Annotated in this window: 14 protein-coding genes; 7 read left to right on the top strand and 7 right to left on the bottom strand. The window is 46.0% G+C overall.

Annotated elements, in window-relative coordinates; all coding sequences use genetic code 11:
• Nucleotides 1-42: 42 nt before the first annotated feature.
• From AB4583_RS19280 to AB4583_RS19265, 4 genes are all read right to left on the bottom strand, one after another.
• Nucleotides 43-294, bottom strand: a complete 252-nt coding sequence (locus tag AB4583_RS19280) for a DUF6482 family protein (protein WP_017070091.1) — start codon at nucleotides 292-294, stop codon at nucleotides 43-45.
• 146 nt (nucleotides 295-440) lie between these two features.
• Nucleotides 441-2,159 carry a hypothetical protein gene (locus AB4583_RS19275; RefSeq protein ID WP_372118847.1) on the bottom strand — a complete coding sequence of 573 codons (1,719 nt, stop codon included), beginning with the start codon at nucleotides 2,157-2,159 and terminating at the stop codon, nucleotides 441-443.
• A gap of 201 nt (nucleotides 2,160-2,360) precedes the next feature.
• Complete coding sequence (gene gorA, locus AB4583_RS19270; protein ID WP_372118844.1) at nucleotides 2,361-3,716, bottom strand: glutathione-disulfide reductase; 1,356 nt, start codon at nucleotides 3,714-3,716, stop codon at nucleotides 2,361-2,363.
• A gap of 188 nt (nucleotides 3,717-3,904) precedes the next feature.
• Nucleotides 3,905-4,744, bottom strand: a complete 840-nt coding sequence (locus AB4583_RS19265) for a 23S rRNA (adenine(2030)-N(6))-methyltransferase RlmJ (RefSeq protein ID WP_017060143.1) — start codon at nucleotides 4,742-4,744, stop codon at nucleotides 3,905-3,907.
• A 279-nt stretch (nucleotides 4,745-5,023) separates the two neighbouring features.
• On the opposite strand from AB4583_RS19265, the gene prlC reads away from it, so the two are divergent.
• A complete protein-coding gene (gene prlC, locus AB4583_RS19260; RefSeq protein ID WP_372118840.1) occupies nucleotides 5,024-7,066 on the top strand; it encodes an oligopeptidase A in 2,043 nt (680 codons plus the stop codon).
• 90 nt (nucleotides 7,067-7,156) lie between these two features.
• On the opposite strand, the gene asnC is transcribed toward prlC, so the two are convergent.
• Nucleotides 7,157-7,621 carry a transcriptional regulator AsnC gene (asnC, locus tag AB4583_RS19255; protein ID WP_008218581.1) on the bottom strand — a complete coding sequence of 155 codons (465 nt, stop codon included), beginning with the start codon at nucleotides 7,619-7,621 and terminating at the stop codon, nucleotides 7,157-7,159.
• A 126-nt stretch (nucleotides 7,622-7,747) separates the two neighbouring features.
• Here asnC and AB4583_RS19250 point away from each other — a divergent pair, with 126 nt between their 5' ends.
• From AB4583_RS19250 to AB4583_RS19240, 3 genes are all read left to right on the top strand, one after another.
• Complete coding sequence (locus AB4583_RS19250; RefSeq protein WP_372118851.1) at nucleotides 7,748-10,870, top strand: EAL domain-containing protein; 3,123 nt, start codon at nucleotides 7,748-7,750, stop codon at nucleotides 10,868-10,870.
• 112 nt (nucleotides 10,871-10,982) lie between these two features.
• Entirely contained in the window at nucleotides 10,983-11,762 is a 780-nt protein-coding gene (locus AB4583_RS19245) for a class I SAM-dependent methyltransferase (protein WP_372118837.1), read from the top strand.
• Nucleotides 11,763-11,903: 141 nt separating this feature from the next.
• Nucleotides 11,904-12,494, top strand: a complete 591-nt coding sequence (locus tag AB4583_RS19240; RefSeq protein WP_017060147.1) for a hypothetical protein — start codon at nucleotides 11,904-11,906, stop codon at nucleotides 12,492-12,494.
• A gap of 112 nt (nucleotides 12,495-12,606) precedes the next feature.
• On the opposite strand, the gene AB4583_RS19235 is transcribed toward AB4583_RS19240, so the two are convergent.
• On the bottom strand, nucleotides 12,607-13,485 hold the full coding sequence (locus tag AB4583_RS19235) for a carboxylate/amino acid/amine transporter (RefSeq protein ID WP_017060148.1): 879 nt from the start codon (nucleotides 13,483-13,485) through the stop codon (nucleotides 12,607-12,609).
• A gap of 52 nt (nucleotides 13,486-13,537) precedes the next feature.
• Nucleotides 13,538-13,972: a universal stress protein UspA gene (gene uspA / locus AB4583_RS19230; protein ID WP_017060149.1), complete on the bottom strand. Its 435-nt coding sequence runs from the start codon at nucleotides 13,970-13,972 to the stop codon at nucleotides 13,538-13,540.
• A gap of 189 nt (nucleotides 13,973-14,161) precedes the next feature.
• On the opposite strand from uspA, the gene ftnA reads away from it, so the two are divergent.
• From ftnA to AB4583_RS19215, 3 genes are all read left to right on the top strand, one after another.
• Complete coding sequence (gene ftnA / locus AB4583_RS19225) at nucleotides 14,162-14,689, top strand: non-heme ferritin (protein WP_017070096.1); 528 nt, start codon at nucleotides 14,162-14,164, stop codon at nucleotides 14,687-14,689.
• 68 nt (nucleotides 14,690-14,757) lie between these two features.
• Nucleotides 14,758-15,081 carry a universal stress protein UspB gene (gene uspB / locus AB4583_RS19220; protein WP_009848060.1) on the top strand — a complete coding sequence of 108 codons (324 nt, stop codon included), beginning with the start codon at nucleotides 14,758-14,760 and terminating at the stop codon, nucleotides 15,079-15,081.
• Nucleotides 15,082-15,331: 250 nt separating this feature from the next.
• Nucleotides 15,332-16,525 carry an NAD(P)/FAD-dependent oxidoreductase gene (locus AB4583_RS19215; protein ID WP_017070097.1) on the top strand — a complete coding sequence of 398 codons (1,194 nt, stop codon included), beginning with the start codon at nucleotides 15,332-15,334 and terminating at the stop codon, nucleotides 16,523-16,525.
• Nucleotides 16,526-16,585: the final 60 nt, after the last annotated feature.

The following is a 16,585-nucleotide window of genomic DNA, read 5'->3' as shown; positions in this document are numbered from 1 at the left end:
GCCTCCTCCTACTCGATTTATCGCGATTGATTTGAGGTTGATTTAACTCCACTTCAAATCAATCTCGAAAGGCTGTGTGCTACCACAATGCTCACCGCACATCTCGTCGTAGGCGCTGTTATGAACCAACATTGCTGATGCTACGCCTTGGTCGCTAAAGTGATCGCGTGCTTGGTTAATACTCAAAAACTTCATAGGGTGCTGGTGGTCATCTTTGATTAATTGTTTTTGCTCGCCAATAACTTGGTAAGCCAAGTAAATCCCGCCTTCAAATGATTCGATCAGTAGATTCATTACAAACTCCGTTGTTGTTTTGGATCGCTAAGATTTTGTTTTTGTATCTACGGGGATGGGGGCTTGAAGGTTCATCTATACTAAAAATGAAAAAAACCAGAAGCGTGCTTCTGGTTTATCTAGAGGTAAACGAATCAATTTAGCGATTAGTTGATTTTCTGCATGATGCTAGAGCTGCCGTTGCTATTACCGAAGCTGTCCATCTTACGACGAATCAGTAGGCCCTCATCCCAATCAGTGCCTGCTGGTTGGTATTCCCATTTAATGAAGTACTCATCGTTTGCGTGGCACGCTGTACCTGCTACATAGTCACCAGCGTCACAGAAGCGCACGACCGTGTTCAACTCAGTCAAGGTTGCTTTCGACTCGCGGCCCGCTTGGTTGAACCACCAGTAGTCGATAGTCGCTAATTCAGCGTAAGTATAAACAGACTCGCCCAAATCTTCCGGTGATGAAGGAGCACCATTTTGGCTTTCACACTCTGCGCCAGATATTGTGATTGCTAAGTCTGAGAAGACCATTCTCATGACTGCACTTTGTCCATCGCCACAAATCGCGGTGGTGTCCCATGTACCTGTGAAGTCGACGTAGCGCTCGGCATCTTTTGAATCAACTTCATAATAGTAACCAACGCGCTCTGTTGCACGAGATGGGTCATTGTTAGGGTCATCGCCTAGTGTTTCTTTTTTAACGATCTCGGAATAAATACCAGTCACAGGGTCAAAAGAGCCAGAGGTTGTGCTGCGAATCCATTTTGGCGTGCCGTTCTTACCATCATCCCAAACATGGTTGGCGGTGTAATGGTTTAGGTCTGATGCCTTTTCAGCATCAAACGGCATCCAGTCGATGTCCGAGTTTGTAAATTCTTCATCTGCCGTTGAAGACTGTGCTAGATCTCGAAGTCTGTATGCAAAAGGGTTGTTGAGCACAAACTGACTATCCGGTGTAAGGGAGCCATTCTCTCTGTCCACTAGACCATCGTCGTTAGTATCACACCCTTTTTTTTCGGCGTTATCTTTATCAATCCATTGGTGCGCAGCGTTAGAAATACAGGTGAGGTACTGTTCTGCGAAGTTTTCCGACAATGAATAATCGTTCGATCCAGCCAGCATAGAGACGGAGTCAGCTGAGTTCACCTTGTATGTCATCTCGGTCATGCCACGAGTACGTTCAAACATTTCTGATTCCATAAGCTTATCAGCATGAACGTAGGTGAACTTTTCAGAGTTTTGAGTCACATCAATATAACGAACGATTTTACCTTCAGCCATAAAAGGATTAACGGTGTCTTCGCCGCGAGTCATTGAGCCAAACGCATTTTGCATATGATCAAGAGCATCTTCTTCCGAAGTGATGTTTGCAGAGTCTACGCCCATTTCGTCTAAGAAGTCGATCACGCTATCACGATCATCTAAGCTTAGATCTTCCATCTTAGCTAGAGTCGTTGCATCAGGCGATCGCAGCGCATCTGGAATGGTCAGCACATCATCGGACGAACTACCAAATTCGTTATCTAAAGATTGAAGTAAAATCGCTAGGTTAACGGCACGTGCATATTTGCCCGCAGCTTCAAATGGAGTCAATACATCACGGTTGGATGCTGCGCCCACTTTTAAGCCATTTTCACCACCAATAAAGAAGGTCACTGTGTCGTTAGTTTTAGCGGTAAATTCGCCTTCGCTATTTGTAATACCGTTTAAGCCAGAACTGGTGTTGTAGTAGATACCTTCAACAGCGGCATCGATAAATTTGTTGGTTGTTGTTGATGGTTCTGTCGGTGTTGTGACACCTGAATTAGAACTGTCGCTACCACAACCTGTTAAAGCCACTGCAATCGCCGCTGCGAGAATACTCACTTTTTTCATTACTCGTACATCCTTTCTGTAATAGAGCTATTTGTTATTTTTATGCGTGTAATTTTATAGCGCGCGATTGTAGCGTGATCTTTCTTCTAAGTTAAGTGTGTAAAATGCTGTTCGGTTAATAAACGTTCAAACATACGGTAAAAAACACAAAAAGCCGACAGATGTCGGCTTTTTCATAATATTTCTTTGACTTACAAAGGTTTAACGCATGGTAACAAACTCTTCGCTGCCCGTTGGGTGAATCGCCACAACAGAGTCGAAGTCTGCTTTGGTTGCGCCCATCTTCATTGCAACGCCGAAGCCTTGAATCATCTCATCAACCGTGAAACCGATGCCGTGTAGGCCAACGACTGTCTCTTCTTCGCCAGCACATACTAGCTTCATCTTACAAGGTTGACGGTGCTTGGTTACTGCTGTGTACATCGCAGTGAAGCCAGATGTGTAAACCTTGATGTTGTCTTTGCCGTACTTCTCTTCAGCTTCTTGAGTCGTTAGACCAATCGTGCCGATAGGTGGGTGGCTGAATACAACAGTAGGAACTAGGTTGTAGTCCATTTTCGCGTTAGTTTGACCGTTGAATAGACGCTCAGAAAGCTGACGACCTGCTTTAACCGCTACAGGAGTTAGCTCGATACCGCCTTCCATGATGTCGCCAACACAGTAGATGCCAGGAACGTTGGTTGCTTGGAATTCGTCTACTTTGATGTAGCCACGGTCGTTAGTTGCAACGCCAGTTGATGCTAGGTTAATAGCGTCAGTTGCTGGGTGGCGACCGATCGCCCAGATTAGGTGGTCAACGTTTTGAGTGTTGCCGTTCTCTAGGTGTAGAGTCAGTGTGCCGTCTGCTTCTTTCACTACTTCTTTTGGAACAGAGTGTGTATGAAGTGTTGGGCCTTCCGCTTCCATTACTTCAACCAATGTCTCGATGATCATTGGGTCGAAGCTACGTAGTGGAGATTCTTTACGGCAGAACAGGTGTGTTTCTGTGCCAAGTGCGCTTAGTACGCCTGCGATCTCAACAGCAATGTAGCCCGCGCCGATAACCGCAACACGTTTAGGTTGCTCCATTAGGTCGAAGAAACCGTTTGAATCGATGCCGTATTCTGCGCCAGGGATGTTTGGAATGGTTGGACGACCACCTACTGCGATCAGAATATGATCAGCGGTGTAGTGTTCACCGTTAACTTCAACAGTCTTCTCGTCAACGAACTTAGCAAAGCCTTTGATTACGTTTACTTTGTTGTTACCAAGAACGCGATCGTAAGATTGGTGGATACGACCAATGTACGCTTGGCGGTTTTCTATTAATTTGCTCCAGTTGAAGCCTTTTACGTCAACGTCGAAGCCGTAATCTTCAGAGTATAGGTTGATCGCTTCAGCAACTTGAGCGCCGTGCCACATTACCTTTTTAGGAACACAGCCAACGTTTACACAAGTACCACCAAGGTCTTGAGCTTCGATAAGTGCAACCTTTGCACCGTGCATTGCTGCGCGGTTTGCTGATGCGATGCCGCCTGAACCGCCGCCGATACAGATGTAATCAAAATGAGTCGCCATTACTTTCTCCATTTATTGAAGGCTGTGGGTACAGTGAGCGCACTGAACACCTACGTCCTATAGATTCTTAAATTGTATAATTATTATATTGAGGGCAGATCGGTTGAACTCAATCTCCCTGTTTAAAATTTATTCGTGTACGTCACAATCTGCTTAATATTTGTCAGAGCATGACGTTAAGTTCGAGATTACTCGGGTACGATCCACTCTACTTTGAAGTGACCGGTCGCTGGCGCAATTGCTTCCTTCAAGAATGGAAGAATCTCTTTCATTTGGCTTTCTAGCTTCCAAGGCGGGTTAATCACGATCATGCCTGATGCCGTCATGCCACGCTCGTTGGTGTCTGGTGATACGCCAAGTTCGATTTGTAGAATCTTGTTGATGCCTAAGCCTTCGAGACCTTCGATCATATCTTCGATATCACAGCGATTTACTACCGGGTACCAAATTGCGTAGATACCGGTTGCCCAGCGCTTGTGGCTTTGAGCGATTGCAGTCACGACATCACGGTACTCTTTTGCCAGCTCGTAAGGCGGGTCGATAAGAACCAAACCACGACGTTCTTTTGGTGGCAGGCTGCCCTTTAAGCGCTTAAAACCATCTTCTTTGTAGATAGATACCTGACGATCACGGTGGAACTCTTGCTCAAGCAGCGGGTGATCGGCTGGGTGAAGCTCAGTCAGTACCATGCGGTCTTGGTCACGCAGGTGTGCACGTGCAACACGTGGAGAACCCGGGTAGTAACGCAGTTTCTCGCCATTATTGAGAATGGAAATAGACTCAAGGTAGCTTTGAATGTCTTCAGGAAGGTCTGTTTGCTCCCACACACGAGCAATACCTTGCTTGTATTCACCGGTTTTTTCAGACCATTCATGCGTTAAGTCGTAACGACCTACACCAGAGTGAGTGTCATGATAAACAAAAGGCTTATCCTTTTGTTTCAAAGAATTAAGAATAAGGCTCTGTACGATATGCTTTACTACGTCGGCATGGTTGCCCGCGTGGAAGCTGTGGCGATAACTTAACAAATTAAACTCTCGTAACACTCTCGAATTAGAGTGTGGTTAGTGTAGGTGGGGTTAATCAGACTATTATAACCCTCAATGGACCATAAATTCTCGAACAATTCAGGAACAGTCGCTAGCAATATGCAGTTAGTTATTGGTTCTACTATTGAAATTTGCCTTGTTGGGCACTATTTAATAACTATTCGCAGGTGATTTTTTAGGGCGAACTTTAGCCTGATGACTGTAAGACGACCTCATTACAAAAAAGACGAAAGTCTCTAAAGCCAAAGGAATGTTTATATGTCTAATCCGCTATTAACCTTCACGGACTTACCTCCGTTTTCACAGATCAAGCCAGAGCACGTAAAGCCTGCAGTTGAGCAAGTGATTGAAGCGTGTCGCAACAAGATAGAACAAGTACTTGAAGGTAATACTTCACCAAGCTGGGACAACCTAGTTGCTCCAATTGAAGAAGTGGATGATCGTTTAGGTCGCATTTGGTCACCTGTAAGCCATATGAACTCTGTCGTGAACAGTGACGAACTGCGTGAAGCGTATGAGAGCTGCTTACCTGTGCTATCTGAATACGGCACTTGGGTTGGCCAACACAAAGGCTTGTTCGAAGCGTATAAAGCGATCAAGGCGAGTGAAGTATTCTCTGCACTGAACCGAGCTCAACAAAAAACTATTACCGACGCACTGCGCGACTTTGAATTGTCGGGCATTGGCTTACCTGCAGATGAACAGCATCGTTACGGCGAGATCAGCAAGCGCCAGTCTGAGTTAGGCTCTCAATTCTCAAATAACGTGCTTGATGCAACCATGGGTTGGAGCAAGCAGATCACAGACGTAGCTGAGCTGGCAGGTATGCCTGAATCAGCACTGGCGGCAGCTCAAGCGGCGGCTGAGTCTAAAGAGCAAGAAGGCTACCTACTGACTTTAGATATCCCATCATACCTACCTGTGATGACCTACTGTGATAACCAAGAACTGCGTAAAGAGCTTTATGAAGCGTACGTAACGCGCGCTTCAGATCGCGGTCCAAACGCAGGTAAGTGGGACAACACTGAGATCATCACCGAGCAACTTAAGCTGCGCCACGAGATCGCGCGCATGCTTGGTTTCAGTACTTACAGCGAAAAATCACTGTCGACTAAGATGGCAGAAACGCCAGACCAAGTGCTTGGCTTCCTAAACGACCTAGCAGTAAAAGCCAAACCGCAAGGTGAACGCGAAGTTGAAGAGCTACGCCAGTTTGCTGAGAAAGAATTTGGTGTTTCTGAATTGAATCTTTGGGACATCGCTTACTACAGCGAGAAACAAAAACAGAAGCTGTTCGAGATCTCTGATGAAGAGCTTCGTCCTTACTTCCCAGAATCTAATGTGGTTTCAGGCCTGTTTGAGGTACTGAACCGCGTGTTTGGTATGTCGGTAACAGAGCGTGAAGGTGTAGACACTTGGCATGAGTCAGTTCGCTTCTTTGATATCTTTGATGCGACTGGAACACTGCGTGGTAGCTTCTACCTAGATCTATACGCACGTGAACACAAACGTGGTGGCGCTTGGATGGATGACTGTCGTGGTCGTCGTATTACTGAATCTGGCGAGCTACAAACGCCCGTCGCTTACCTAACGTGTAACTTCAACAAGCCAGTTGGTGATAAGCCAGCACTGTTTACTCATGATGAAGTCGTGACTCTGTTCCACGAGTTTGGCCACGGTATCCACCACATGCTAACGCAAGTAGAAGCGGGCGCAGTTGCGGGTATCAATGGTGTGCCTTGGGATGCGGTTGAGCTACCAAGTCAGTTCCTAGAAAACTGGTGTTGGGAAGAAGAAGCGCTGTCGTTCATCTCTGGTCACTTCGAAACGGGTGAAGCGCTACCAAAAGAGATGCTAGAGAAGATGCTAGCGGCGAAGAACTTCCAATCTGCGATGTTTATCCTGCGTCAGCTAGAGCTTGGTTTGTTCGATTTCACGCTACACACAGAATACGACCCTGAAGTGGGTGCTCGCGTACTAGAAACGCTAGCGGATGTTAAGTCTAAGGTGTCGGTACTGCCAAGCCTAGATTGGAACCGTTTCTCACACAGCTTTGGTCATATCTTTGCTGGTGGTTACAGCGCGGGCTACTACAGCTACCTGTGGGCAGAAGTGCTATCGGCAGATGCGTTCTCAGCATTTGAAGAAGAGGGTATCTTCAACACTGAAACGGGTAATCGCTTCCTGAACAACATCCTTGAAATGGGTGGCAGTGAAGAGCCAATGGAGCTGTTCAAACGCTTCCGTGGTCGTGAGCCACAAATCGACGCAATGCTGCGCCACGCGGGAATCAACGCATAATCACGGTAACTATCTAGTTTATTGCGAAAAGAGCCTCTAGTTAGAGGCTCTTTTTTGTCTGTGCGTTATGCCAAGCAAGGCGAATCAATGTTATGGATTCACATTGCGGTTGATAGGGTTCTGCAATGAAATCAGTGTCTCTGTCGACTGAACTTCATCGATCGCTTGCAGCTTATCGATCAATACAAACTGCAGCTCTTCTATCGACTTACACATCAGCTTTACAAAGATATTGTAAGCACCAGTGGTGTAGTACGCCTCAACCACTTCGTCTAAGGCATTCAGCTTAGCGATCGCCGAGTGGTAATCTTTGGCAGCATTAAGGTTGATGCCAATAAAGCAACACACGTCGTAACCCAGTTTTTTGGTGTTTACCACAACTTCCGTTCGCTCGATAATGTCTGCCGATCTCATCTTTTCGATGCGAACGTGAATCGTCGCAGGGCTGACATCGAACTGCTTTGCCATTTCAGCGTAAGGAGTTCGTGCATCTTCCATCAAGGTTTTGAGAATGGCACGGTCTAGATCATCTAGACGAGCTGTGGTTGTGGACATGCATAATCCTTAGGTTGAATGAAAAACATACCGGCTTGAGTACACATCATAGCCAAGGGTGATAATATTAGCAGTAACTATAGGGTTAGGGTGAATTCAGTGCGATTTTCGTTATTTTTTATTGTGATGTGTTGGAGTGTTTTTGCTTCAGCTCAGGCAAAAGATGTGTTGGTTATTCACTCTTATCATCAAGGCTTTTTCTGGACAGATGATTTCCATAAAGGACTATCTGATGAGCTCGATCGCGATGGGTTATCTTACCGGGTTGTTTATCTCGATACCAAGCGAACTCAAAACGCTGAATACTTAGAGCGAATTTATCAGCTATACCGCACTAAGCTGTCGCATGAAGAGTTTGCCGCTGTAGTCGTCAGTGATAATAACGCCCTCAATCTGATGAAACGCTTAGCGCCCGAACTCAATGGCACGCCCGTTATTTTTGGTGGCATCAACAATTTTTCTCCGCAAATGATTGAAGGCTTGCACGCAACCGGTATCACTGAAGATATTGATATGGCGAGCAATATTGAGCTGATCAATCGACTTCAATCGACGGTTAAAAAAGTTTACGTGGTTACCGATCACTCGGTAACGGGTGAAGCGATTCGCGCTCAAGTGGATTTATTTCTACAAAAACGCCCTGAGTTTTCTGGGATGGTGGAGCAATATACGCCTGATTCTTATCAAGAACTGATGACGTTCGCGCAACGCGCTGATCTAACTAAAAGCTTGTTGTTCTGGGCCTACTACCGCGACATCAATGGTCGGGTCAGCAGCAAAGAAGACTGGCGTCAGCTCAACAAAAAAACTCAGATGCCATTGTATATTGTGCATGATTTAGGACTTGGGTTTGGTGCGATTGGTGGCGTGATCCACAGTGGAGAAACGCAAGGTCGAGACACGGGGCGCGTGCTGTTGAGCGTGCTGAACAATCCTAAGGCTCCATTGCCATTGGTGGTTGCTGGCGCGCCAGAAATCAAACTCGATTACCAACAGATCTCACGTTGGGATTTGGGTGCAGAGAATGAAGCCTCAGTAACCTTCCTCAATAAGCCGAAGTCATTCTTAATGCGCTATCGCGATGAAATTCGCACCATCGGTTTAATGTTCTTGAGCATGTCGTGTGTTATCGCGGTGTTGGTGTATTACCTTAACCGTCTGAAGAAGAGCGAACGTGCAAGTCGCCAAAGCCAACGACTGTTGGAGTCGATATTTGATCAGAGCCTGCAATTTATGGGCATCATTGATAAGGGTGGCGTGCTGCTGTCGAGTAACAGCAAGTTACATGAGCTGCTTTATAATCAAGGCTATAAACTGGGAACGCCGCTGCAACAACACCAACATTGGGAAAGTTCTGCGCGAGAAGTGCTAGCCGAATATTTCATCGCAAAAAGTGAGCACCCAGCCTTACGATTTGAAGCCGAGGTGTGGTGTCGAGATCGCGGTGCGATGGTGTTGGATATTTCATTGAAGCCGATGCCGGGCAGTGAAGACGAAGACATTCAGTTTCTCTTTGAGGCGCGCGACGTGACCTCACGTAAGCTTGCTGAGAATAAGCTGTTCCAACGTGAAGCAAACTTGAAGCTGTATTACGACAAACAGCCGGTGATGATGATTACGCTCGATGGCAATAATCGCATTCAACAAGTGAACCAGTTTGCCGAAGAGCTTTTGGGATACCCTCTCGATCAGTTGTTGGGCCATCGCCCTAGAGAATTCTATGTTGATGAGAACGCGATGATTCCTCGTCATATCTTGCTGCAACCTCAGCATAAGATTCGTGGTGTGTGGCGTCGTGATATCGAATATCGCCATGCCGACGGCAGCAAGAGCTGGATTCGTGAAAATATCCGCCCGTTGGTGGAGTCTGATCAGCTGTTGATTGTGGGTGAAGACATCACCGAAACGCACGAGCTTTCTGAAAAGCTAGAGTATCAGGCTCGCTATGACCTACTGACTGACACCTTTAACCGCAACCACTTTGAGCAAGAGCTGCAAAAGGCGCTGAAAGAGGTTGAGAGCCACATGCGAACTCACGCAATGTTGTTCTTAGACTTGGATCAGTTGAAGGTCCTGAACGACACCGCAGGGCATGAAGCGGGTGATGCCGCAATCATGTTTAGCGCCAAATTGCTGGAAGATGTACTGCCTTATAATGCGGTGTTAGCGCGAATGGGCGGTGATGAGTTTGCTGTGCTGATGAAAGACTGTACTGAACGAGATGCGGTGAATGTGTGTCGCAGTATTATCTCGATGATGAGTGAGAATCCATTCTTGTGGGATGATATTCGACTCAACCTGACGTGCTCTATCGGTATTCGATTGATCGACCATACAGCAGCTTCACCACAGATGGTGCACGCTCAGGCGGATGCAGCTTGTCATGCCGCTAAAGAAGAAGGTCGCAATCGCTATCATCTTTACCATCAAGATGATGAAGACCTGCGTCGTCGCCATCTTGAGATGGAGTGCGTTAACCTAGTGCATGAGGCCTTGGCTAACGATCGCTTAGAGTTGTTTGCGCAGCGAATTCTTGGCCTAGATGAAGACAGCGATAAAATGCACTTTGAAATCTTGGTCCGCATCAAGAACATCCAAGGGGAATACATCTCCCCGGGGATCTTCATGCCAGCCTCAGAGCGTTATAACATCGCGCATTTGATTGACCGCCAAGTCGTCAGTCAAACCTTGGGTTGGTTGGAGCAACGCCCTGAGGTTATTGAGGAACTGGGGATGTGTTCAATCAATCTTTCCGGTCACTCGATGGGTAACCGTGAGTTTGTCGAATTTTTGATAGATAGCCTGAGCGATTCATCGATACCGTGTCATAAGATTTGTTTAGAGATCACCGAAACAGCGGCCATGAGTAACATGAAGCAGGCGATCAAGTTCTTCACTCGAATCAAAGAGCTTGGCTGCATGATTGCATTGGATGATTTTGGCTCAGGGCTATCGTCATTTGGCTATCTGAAAAAGCTGCCTGTCGATATTGTGAAGATCGATGGCTTGTTTGTACGTGATATTGATGTGAATGAGATGGACCATGTGATGGTTCGCTCGATCAATGATCTTGCCAAGCAGATGGGCAAGCACACCGTGGCTGAGTTCGTTGAAAATACCCAGATTATCGACAAGCTTATCGAACTGGGTGTGAACTACGCGCAGGGCTACATCATAGGGCGACCTAAGCCACTCGCAGAGCTTGTTGAAGAGTTAAGACAAGAGCGAGAGACAGAGCCATTGGTTTAGGTAAGCCGACTTTAGCTGGGAATACTTTTCACCGCTAATATGTATTGTTGAGGCAATCAGGTAAACTGGTTGCCTCTTTTGTTTTGAATACTACTGTCTGTTGGAGACGACCTTGCAACTACAACTGATTTGCGAAGATGCTACCCAAATCGATCATTTGAATGACTTAGCGACCCGCTGGAACTTATCTCATGATGAAAGCAGTGATTTTGCTTTGGTACTGACTAGTGAGCGACTTGAGCTACGTAAAGTCGATGAGCCTAAGCTTGGCGCTATCTTTGTTGATTTAGTGGGAGGCGCTGTTGGTCACCGACGTAAGTTTGGCGGTGGTAAAGGTCAGGCGATTGCCAAAGCAGCTGGTTTAAACAAAGGCGCAACGCCAACTATTCTTGATGGTACTGCAGGCTTAGGGCGCGATGCGTTTGTGTTGGCTTCTCTAGGTTGTAAGGTGCAAATGGTCGAGCGTCACCCCGTTGTGGCCGCACTGCTTGATAATGGCTTGCAGCGAGCGCAACAAGACCCAGATATCGGTGGTTGGGTAACTGAACGCATGAAGTTGATTCACGCATCCAGTCACGATGCTTTAGACAAGCTCAGTAACGATCCTGACTTTGAACAACCTGATGTGGTGTACCTCGACCCTATGTACCCACACCCAGAGAACAAAAAGAAATCGGCTCTGGTCAAAAAAGAGATGCGCGTATTCCAATCTTTGGTGGGTGCCGATCTGGATGCTGATGGCCTATTTGAGCCAGCGATGAAGTTGGCATCGAAGCGAGTTGTGGTTAAAAGACCGGATTACGCAGCTTGGTTAGACGAGCAAAAACCGAGCATGGCGATCGAAACCAAAAAGAACCGTTTTGACGTCTATGTGAAAGCATCAATGACTTAATTGAAGCATCAATAACTTAGATACACGCTAAGAAAATTTCCCGTCATAAATACGATAAATTGCCATTTAACACTTGCGATAGTCGCGTTACAGATGTATATCTAACTAAGAATCATTATTATTCTTAGCTGGAGTTGAAGCATGGCTAAACGCTTTTGTAAGTTAAACCGTCGAGATATCACCGAACACTTGGGCGAGATCCACAGCTTAGTGACTGAACCTAAGTTCGTGTGTCGTTCTTGCGCGCGTTCTTCGGCGGATCAAGCGAATCTATGCAAACCCACCGCAATTCCACCTCTTGGTTGTCAAAACAAACCCGTTGAAGAGAAAGTCGCATGCGGCCTGCTAGCGGAAACATTACCTGCACCAGAACTGTCGCTTGCGGAAATCAACGAGGCAATTGAACCGAGCGTACAAATGTTCGATCCAGCCGCCGCTGATATGGCCCCTGAGCTTGCCAAAAAAGAAGCCGCACAGAAAAAAGCCAAGCTGAAAAAACTGATGGCGAAGGCGAGCGGTGATGAGAAAGCTGAACTCAAACAAGCGAAGAAAGCGGCTAAGAAACAAGAGAAGTACAATAAGAAACTGGCGAAGATGATTAAGAAGCAGCAAAAGCTGTTTAAGAAAAGTCAGAAGCTGGAAAGTGAATTGGAACGAATCAACCTACAACTTGATGATGTTGCCTTCACTGAAACCAAGACTCAGGTAGTGAGCCACAATCAAATCCACTGAAGTTGATTTGAATGGTTTATTGCTACAGCGATGATTTAAAAAGAGCGACCTTAGGTCGCTCTTTTGCTTTTTGGGGTTATCCGAGCTGACTCATGTAGCTCGTTCAAATCAGCTAAGCGTTGCTTGCGGATCTTGCTACGCGCTTCTTCACCCACGTCTCATTGACGAATAAAGAGAATAAGATAACGGCGCCACCAATAGACAAGCGAACCAAATCGACATCTCTGTTCCAAATCAGGATATTCACCACCAGACCAGCAGGAACCAAGGCATTGTTCATCACTGCCAGCGCGCCAGCATTCACCATGCACGCGCCTTTATTCCACATAAAGTAACCCAGCCCCGACGCAATCAAGCCAAGGTAGATCAGGATTCCCCATTGAAGTGTGGTGGTGGGCAGTTTCTCTGGGTTGCCTAGTAGCATGAAAGCCACTGACGCGACACATAACGCCCCTAAGTAGAAGTAACCAAATACGGTTCGCTGAGGCAACTCGGTCGATTCCTTCTCCATCACCACCTTGTAGCCCACCTGACCAATAGCAAAGCACAGGTTCGCGCCTTGCACGACGAGGAAGCCGACTAAAAAGTTTTCGTTAATACCTGCGAACTTAATGAATACCGCGCCCAATACCGCAATTGCCGCTGTCACTAGGTACCACGGAGAGAATTGCCCTTTGAGAAAGTCATAAATAAGCGTGACGTAAATTGGGGTAAAGACAGTAAACAAAAGGACTTCAGGAACGGATAGCAGTAAGAAAGACTGATAGTAGAAGCAGTACATCAGGCCAAGCTGGATACCACCAATTGCCATCAATTTAGCGATCAGCTTACGCGATACGCCGCGAAACTTTAGGAAAGGAAGAAATACGACGCCAGCAAGGGCAACACGCATTAAAACAGAGAACCAAGAATCAACCTGACCCGCAAGGTAAACGCCGATCAGGCTAAAGGAGAAGGCCCATAGGAGGGTAACACCAGCTAAATAGCTCATAGTAAAACTTCGTTAATAAGATATGAGCTGTATGTTACCTAACCTTAAATCATTAGTCTTCTGAATCTCTTAGAGGCACGACCAGCATATCAACCGGAGAGGCGTTGATCAGTTGGCGTGTTGAAGAGAGCAGCTTGCTCCAAAAGTCTTGATGGTGACCGCAAACCACGAGATCAACATTGAACTCGTTGATGGTGTCACACAGCTCATGACTCAAATCACCACTGCCTACTAGGGTATGGGTGATCGGGTATTGGGCGTGCTCCGCAAAATTTTGCAGCTGAATACGAGACGCTTCCATCGCGTTGTGCTGGGTTTCGGCCATGTTGATATCAATCAGGCCGGTATACAGCTCTGCGTAGTTAATATCGATATGGATAAAAGAGACTTTGGCTTCCAATGGCTTAGCCAATGCTACCGCTTTATCCACAATTAATTTGCTGTCTTCTGATAAATCGACCGCGACCAAAATATGTTTGTAACTCATATCGCTACCTCCTTTATTCATTGTCTGATTTAAGATTAGCACTATGCGATGGTTTTTTTTGCTGAAGTGATCTCATATCCACTGTCTTGCGTAATGACAGCTCGAAATATTGGTTAACTAATGGCCTGCGAGATATTCATTAAATAGTGATATAGTAGAGAAAATTGAGGATGTAATTAGGAGTCTTAAATGCTGTCAAAAACTATGGTTGAGCAACTGAATGATCAAATTAACCTAGAATTTTTCTCATCCAATCTATACTTACAAATGAGTGCTTGGTGTGAAGACAAAGGATTTGAAGGTGCAGCAGAGTTTCTGCGTGTTCATGCAGTAGAAGAAATGGAACATATGCAGCGTCTTTTCACTTACGTAAGCGAAACCGGTGCAATGCCAATTCTGGGTTCGATTGAAGCACCGAAACACGAATTCGAAAGCCTTGGTGCAGTGTTCCGTGAAACTTATGAACATGAGCAGATGATTACTGAAAAGATCAACAAACTGGCTCACGTTGCTTTCAGCACACAAGACTACTCAACCTTTAACTTCCTGCAATGGTACGTTGCAGAGCAACACGAAGAAGAGAAGTTGTTTAAAGGTGTATTGGATAAGCTAGAGCTTGTTGGTGAAGACGGTAAAGCACTGTTTTTTATTGATAAAGACCTAGCGCAATTGGCAAAAGATGGTTCATCTTCAATTATGGAAGCTCCTGCCGTTTAGGTAGTACGAAAAAGACACTGATTATCTTTTTCTTTTGAGTTTTCTTATGAAGATGTAGGGAGGAAAGGATGATCAGCGGCGACACTATTCTATTTGCACTAATGGTTGTGACTTGCGTGAACTGGGCGCGTTACTTTACTGCGCTAAGAACGCTCATTTATATTATGCGAGAAGCGCATCCTCTACTTTATCAACAAGTAGACGGAGGCGGTTTTTTCACAACCCATGGCAATATGACCAAACAGGTTCGCCTGTTCAGTTACATCAAAAGCAAAGAGTATCACCATCATCATGACGAAGTTTTTACTTCGAAGTGCGATCGCGTAAGACAGTTATTCATACTCTCTTCCGCTCTGCTAGGTGTAACCTTGCTGTCTTCTTTCATCGTCTAAGTTATTTAGTACGTGTGAAGTAGAGTTTAGGTTTTGGTGTAAAGCTTCGGTTGTTGGTTCGCTAAGCCAAGTAGTGGTTTTGCTGCTGTCTGCAAATTGTACAATTGAACATCAATTGCAAAGTTTAAAATTGCCGCTAGAATAGCGAGCAATTAGTAAGGATGTGCTGTTTATGCACATCCTTTTTTATTGATGGCATTTCGAGAACAGGGCGTACTCGAGGTGCAAAAGTGAAGAAAGCAGAACCCCAATGAGTGAAAAGTTTGATGTAATCGTAATTGGTGCGGGCGCCGCGGGCTTAATGTGTGCTGCGGAAGCGGGTAAACGTGGCCGACGAGTGCTGGTGGTTGATCATGCAAAGAAACCAGGCAGAAAAATTTTAATCTCAGGTGGCGGCCGTTGTAACTTCACTAACTATGATGTTTCAGCCAACAACTTCCTGTGTAACAACCCTCACTTCGTGAAGTCAGCTTTATCTCAATACACCAACTGGGATTTTATCTCGATGGTGAGCAAGTACGGTATTGAGTTCGAAGAGCGTGATCACGGCCAGTTGTTCTGTGTGAATGACCACACAGCAAAAGATATCGTGAGCATGCTGCTTGACGAGTGTAAGCAGGCGAAAGTCGAACAACGCTACCGTTGTGATGTTCACTCCATCGAAAAAACAGACGCTGGCTTCAAGATGCACCTCAATACCGACGAAGTTGAGTGTGACTCACTGGTTGTGGCGACAGGTGGTTTGTCGATGCCTAAGCTGGGCGCAACGCCATTTGGCTACAAGATTGCCGAGCAATTTGGTTTGTCTGTGATGCCAACTACCGCAGGCTTAGTACCATTTACTCTGCATAAAGAAGATAAAGAAGATTTCGCTGAGCTTTCAGGAATCGCGATTCCTGCTGAGATCACCGCGCAAGACGGAACCTTGTTCAAAGAAGCGTTGCTGTTTACTCACCGCGGCCTATCGGGTCCTTCGGTATTGCAAATTTCTTCGTTCTGGAAAGCGGGTCAATCGGTTTCGATTAATCTAGTACCAGAAGTGGACGTTGCTGAACTACTTGAAAACTCTCGAGAGAAACACCCAAATCAGAGCCTGAAAAACACCTTAGCGAAAGCATTACCAAAGCGTTTTGTAGAAGTACTGATTGACCGCAAAGAGCTTGAAGACAAGCCGCTCAAGCAGTTCAATGAAAAACAGCTGAATGACATTGTAGAGCATTTAGAGAACTGGAAAATCGCGCCAAACGGCACCGAAGGTTACCGTACTGCCGAAGTAACTCTAGGTGGCGTGGACACCAATCACCTATCTTCAAAAACCATGGAATGTAAGAGCGTGTCTGGCCTCTATTTCATTGGTGAGGTGATGGACGTAACGGGCTGGCTTGGTGGTTACAACTTCCAATGGTGTTGGAGTTCAGGCTTTACTGCTGGTCAGTGGGTTTAAGCTTTTAGCTTACTCACTAGATTTTAAATTATATAAAAATGGCGAGTCATACGACTCGCC

This window comes from Vibrio sp. 10N.222.49.C12 (assembly GCF_041475025.1).
Classification (GTDB): domain Bacteria; phylum Pseudomonadota; class Gammaproteobacteria; order Enterobacterales; family Vibrionaceae; genus Vibrio; species Vibrio crassostreae_C.
This window is presented reverse-complemented; position numbering and strand designations above follow the sequence as displayed.

Bases quoted from the DNA above. Each gene is read 5' to 3' on its own strand.
- AB4583_RS19280 (WP_017070091.1), bottom strand. From the start codon at position 294: ATGAATCTACTGATCGAATCATTTGAAGGCGGGATTTACTTGGCTTAC.
- AB4583_RS19275 (WP_372118847.1), bottom strand. From the start codon at position 2,159: ATGAAAAAAGTGAGTATTCTCGCAGCGGCGATTGCAGTGGCTTTAACA.
- gorA (WP_372118844.1), bottom strand. From the start codon at position 3,716: ATGGCGACTCATTTTGATTACATCTGTATCGGCGGCGGTTCAGGCGGC.
- prlC (WP_372118840.1), top strand. From the start codon at position 5,024: ATGTCTAATCCGCTATTAACCTTCACGGACTTACCTCCGTTTTCACAG.
- asnC (WP_008218581.1), bottom strand. From the start codon at position 7,621: ATGTCCACAACCACAGCTCGTCTAGATGATCTAGACCGTGCCATTCTC.
- AB4583_RS19250 (WP_372118851.1), top strand. From the start codon at position 7,748: ATGTGTTGGAGTGTTTTTGCTTCAGCTCAGGCAAAAGATGTGTTGGTT.
- AB4583_RS19240 (WP_017060147.1), top strand. From the start codon at position 11,904: ATGGCTAAACGCTTTTGTAAGTTAAACCGTCGAGATATCACCGAACAC.
- AB4583_RS19235 (WP_017060148.1), bottom strand. From the start codon at position 13,485: ATGAGCTATTTAGCTGGTGTTACCCTCCTATGGGCCTTCTCCTTTAGC.
- uspA (WP_017060149.1), bottom strand. From the start codon at position 13,972: ATGAGTTACAAACATATTTTGGTCGCGGTCGATTTATCAGAAGACAGC.
- ftnA (WP_017070096.1), top strand. From the start codon at position 14,162: ATGCTGTCAAAAACTATGGTTGAGCAACTGAATGATCAAATTAACCTA.
- uspB (WP_009848060.1), top strand. From the start codon at position 14,758: ATGATCAGCGGCGACACTATTCTATTTGCACTAATGGTTGTGACTTGC.
- AB4583_RS19215 (WP_017070097.1), top strand. From the start codon at position 15,332: ATGAGTGAAAAGTTTGATGTAATCGTAATTGGTGCGGGCGCCGCGGGC.